General features: G+C 36.9%; 5 protein-coding genes. All 5 read left to right on the top strand.

Annotated features, from left to right (window positions below):
* Positions 1-240 precede the first annotated feature (240 nt).
* Positions 241-765 carry an RNA polymerase sigma factor gene (locus AB5Z01_RS13490; protein WP_368365609.1) on the top strand — a complete coding sequence of 175 codons (525 nt, stop codon included), beginning with the start codon at positions 241-243 and terminating at the stop codon, positions 763-765.
* Entirely contained in the window at positions 752-1,429 is a 678-nt protein-coding gene (locus AB5Z01_RS13485; RefSeq protein WP_287216460.1) for a DUF4367 domain-containing protein, read from the top strand. The genes AB5Z01_RS13490 and AB5Z01_RS13485 overlap by 14 nt, the downstream gene beginning before the upstream one ends.
* Before the next feature lie 339 nt (positions 1,430-1,768).
* On the top strand, positions 1,769-2,152 hold the full coding sequence (locus AB5Z01_RS13480) for a hypothetical protein (protein ID WP_287216459.1): 384 nt from the start codon (positions 1,769-1,771) through the stop codon (positions 2,150-2,152).
* A gap of 122 nt (positions 2,153-2,274) precedes the next feature.
* A complete protein-coding gene (locus AB5Z01_RS13475; RefSeq protein ID WP_287216457.1) occupies positions 2,275-3,471 on the top strand; it encodes a hypothetical protein in 1,197 nt (398 codons plus the stop codon).
* A gap of 8 nt (positions 3,472-3,479) precedes the next feature.
* A partial coding sequence (locus AB5Z01_RS13470; protein WP_368365608.1) for a hypothetical protein occupies positions 3,480-4,342 on the top strand: 863 nt, incomplete at its 3' end.

Here is a 4,342-nt window from a genome sequence, read left to right as displayed (position 1 = left end):
CTTTATTTTATCAGATTTTTGCCTATCTCTCTTTTCTTTTTTCTTAATTTTGTCCAATATCTATTGTAGCACTACATATAAGTAATCGGCTATTTCAACTTCCGTGTTGATGTTAACAAACATTTCACAATCAACAAGATGTTAATTCTACAGACAATCCCCCTTGAATTTATACATAAATAATGTTATACTTGATACATTATAAAGTATATAGGATGTGATGAAATGCTTGGCGTGTGTATGGCATTGATCGATGATGAGGAAGATAAAAGCGATTTTCAAAATATAGTAAATAAATATGAACGAAAATTATATCGTGAAGCCTTTAAAATTCTTAATTCACACGAATTGGCAGAAGAAGCCGTTTGGGAGGCTTTTTACAGGATAGCAGAAAATTTTAAAAAAGTTCACAATTTGCCTGTGTACAAAATGGACGCTTATTTGATTATAACTATTAGAAGGGCATCATATCGGATCTACAACACGGAGAAAAAATATTTTGAAAATGACTCATTTGAGGATTCTGAATATGTGCCGGATATAGCTAAGCTTAATGAGTATGATATTTCTGATCTGACTAACGCTATTGGTCAGCTTGAAGACAAGTATAAAGCTGTTATCACTTATTTTTATTATTACGGTCACAACGCAAATGAAACCGCTGATTTAATGGGGATATCCAGAAATACAGTATATAAGTATCTGAGAAAAGCTGAAGCTATTTTATTGGAAAAGCTGAGAGGTGCAAACTATGAACGAAAATGAAAATTTCTGCAAAGCGATCGAACAAGCAGTTGTGCTGCCATGTGCAAAAGAAATGCAGCTGATATCCGATGAAAAATGTGATTTTTCATCAGCATACAGAAGAAGGATCCGCAGATTGTCCAAAGATCAAGATAAAACACCCCATTCATTGATAAAGACGACCTTGCAAAAGATGATATTCATAATTGCCGCAATGCTTATGATCGGATCGATAACAGTAGCTGCTGTTCCGACGTTAAGAGAATGGTTTGTTGGTTTGTTTGCAAGCAGCAATGATAATAATACTGATGTCTGGAATGTACATGGGGATGTTCCTGCTGATGATCTTACAGATGCTTTTGTGTGTTGTGAACCAACATATATCCCGAATGGATTTGCTGAACAGGACCGAACTCAAGAAGAAACTATGCTTATCATTGATTATTCTTCTAATAATGAATTTATCGAGTACACTCAAAGCAGTATATTAACGAATAATCAGATAGATACGCAAAACAGGACAACTGAAAAGGTATCGATAAATGACAATGACGCTCTGCTGTCTTACGATGCCGATACATCAACTATTGTATGGACTGATGGCAGATATTCTTATACAATAACCGGAGATTTGTGTAAAAGTGACATAATTAAGATGGCTGATTCGGTAAACTCTACAAAATAAAATGTTTTTCTGAAAAAGTGTGTACAAATTCACTCAAGCTTGTATCTTACTATATGAGAAGACAAAATCTTGAGGAAAGGAGTGCACATTTTTTATGCAATAATAAAAACAAGTACGTGCAATTGTGAAAACATACAAACTTATGTATTTCAATCAGCCATTTTCACTGCTTTTTCGGTTTGTATAATTGAAAGCTGCTGAGCCCAATGAAGATATAAATATTTATTATGCACAATTATCCGTTGTAATAATTGTGTGATATGATAAAGTTAAATTACTCTGCAACAAAACATTGACATTCAAATATTTGGATGTTATAATATAAAACGAATGATATTTATGAAAAAGTTTGTAAAGAGAATCGCAGCTATGGGTGCTGCTGTTATGATGATGAGTTCTATGGCAATCGGTGCAAGTGCATATTCTGGTTCAATTAATCTCCATTATACAAGCGGAGCACCATCATCTGATAATACTACAAAGAATTCTTGGACGGTATATACATCTACGCCAACACAAACGATGAAAATCACATCGTTCACTAGAGGAAATGGTTCTGCTTATGTGAATTTGTTCAACCCCATGGGAATAAACTCAAATGTCTCAAGTGTTACAACAAAAACAAAGGCAAATGTAAAAACTGGTGTTAAGATAACTGTTTCAGCAACATTGAAAAACTACGGTTCAGGTGGATATTCTGCATATGGTTCAATAAAAGGCTAATAAATTCGGGCAATAGTGCTGAATAGATGCTAATACATGTACTGCACAGTATATATAACTGTGCAGTACATGTATTAGCATCTGTATATTTTTCATATAACTTTAGACTGGGAGATAAAAACATGAAAAATCTAAAATTACTTGCCGCAGCGGTGGCTGTCGTTCTTGCAGGCTGTGCGCAGACACCTGACAGCGTAAGATTCTCTGCCGAGAAAGACAGTAAAGAGAGAAATGAGATCACAGCTATACAGTACATATCTTCCAACAAACTCAGTGATGACATAGACAATGCTCTTGATAAAAGCTATACTCAATTTGATCTGAGAGAAAATATCAGTGTGGAATTGCCCGAAGATTACTGCGAAGTCGATTTTACTCAGATATCGGATTATGAGGAAAATTACGAAAAGATAATGACCCGGATTTTTGGCAAGGATGTTCTCGACCGTGAGAATACAGTTCATGATGAAACCGGCGACGGCATGGTAAGTTACAGCTTTAGCGACGATGACGAGAAAATGTATGGCTGCGTTGGAAATAACGGCTTTATCTGTTTTGCCAAGCCCTCAGCTTTTGATGATCTCTTTAACGGTGGAAACAGAGTCAAGATCTATCATATTGACAGAGATGACGATCTTTCAGACAGCTATGAACTGGACGGAACTTCAGTCACGATCAAGCAGGCAGCTGATTTTGCTCAGGAATGGCTCGATAAGAACTATGCCGATCTTGAACCTGACTTGGAGATAGCCGTTAAAACTATAATTGTAAGACAAAGCGATCAGGGCATTTACTCTTTTGATATCCATGCGTCTAAAAAATACAACGGCGTATTGCTTGACGATCTTGTGCAAATGACAGATACGTCTGATGAAAGTATGTCGAAAATGAAATATATCACGCAGGGCATATATATGCAGATGTTTAAAAGCGACGAGATAGGCAGCCTTACTAACGGCAACGGTATCTTGATACCAAAAAAAGAAAGATCTGTTGATAAGATAATTTCCCTGTCAAGTGCAATGGGGTTTATTGAAAATACTTTTACAGATTTTAATGAGAAAATGGAGATAAGTGCCATTGACCTTAAATACACACTCACCCCTCTTAACGATAATAAAAACGGTCAAAGCTGCTACGATGCAGGCATAAAATTTGACAGCCATTTGGTCTGGGAGTTTGTTATGGATGTTCCCGAAAATGAAATGCCAGTAGGTGATGAATATTCATCTGCAGGCAATATTCAGCGATTTATTTATCTTGACGCTGAAAGCGGCGATCTTGATTATGAGTTTGATATAAATATGCTTATGCAGTGAGGTAGATCATGAAACAAAAGAAGTTTATGACGTTTTCGTGTATCGTGTTTTCTGCTGTTATTTTTCTGACTTCCTGTGGGGAAAATAAACCACAGTCGGATCTCTCTGCTGTTGACAGCGTGTCAAATATGCCGGAGAGCACCGTGTCAAAGCCAAGTTCGGAATTTAAGAACATAACTGTGGAAACAGAAAAATATGAGAATGAACAGCTTACATTCACATATGAGGGCAAAAGCTATACATTGCCGCTTTCAAGAGATAACTTTAAAGACGATATAGTTTATTATCCTGGATCAAAGCTCCACTCAGAACAGATCATAAACAATAAGCTTGGTGAAAAGGTCACTGCTGTTCTTACCGTTGATGATGGAATAACTAAAATCAAGCTGTGTGATGTTATAGGTCAAAACGGCAAAGTTTTTTCAAACAGCGGCGGCATTTGTACTATGACAAGAACGGGCGGATCTGCCTGTGAATTTACAGATCCACAAAGAACATTAAAAGCCGACCTGAACGATCTTATAGTATATCAGGAAATAAACTATCCCGATGAAGTCGATGATGTTGTATATGTGGGGTATCTTTTCAAGGACAATAATTTTATCCTTAATCAACTGTATGTTGCCGAATATGACGAAAATGGAGAGAAAAACTATGAAGAACAGCTAAACCGTGACCTCCCCAGCTTTTTCGGCACAGTACAGACCATAGGCGACAACACGGCCGAAATTAAGCTCACAGACGGCAAGACAGTTTGCACAGTGCCTACATATTATTGCGACGGGGAGCTTAGTGAGGGGCTTGAAGTCATGGTGATACTTGACTGCTCCACAGACCTTTTCGATAGCGGAAAGTCGGAGAGTTTTGATTA

The sequence above is a fragment of the Ruminococcus sp. RTP21359st1_H3_RTP21359_211015 genome (assembly GCF_040909065.1).
In the GTDB taxonomy this organism is placed as follows: Bacteria; Bacillota; Clostridia; order Oscillospirales; family Ruminococcaceae; genus Hominimerdicola; species Hominimerdicola aceti.
This window is presented reverse-complemented; position numbering and strand designations above follow the sequence as displayed.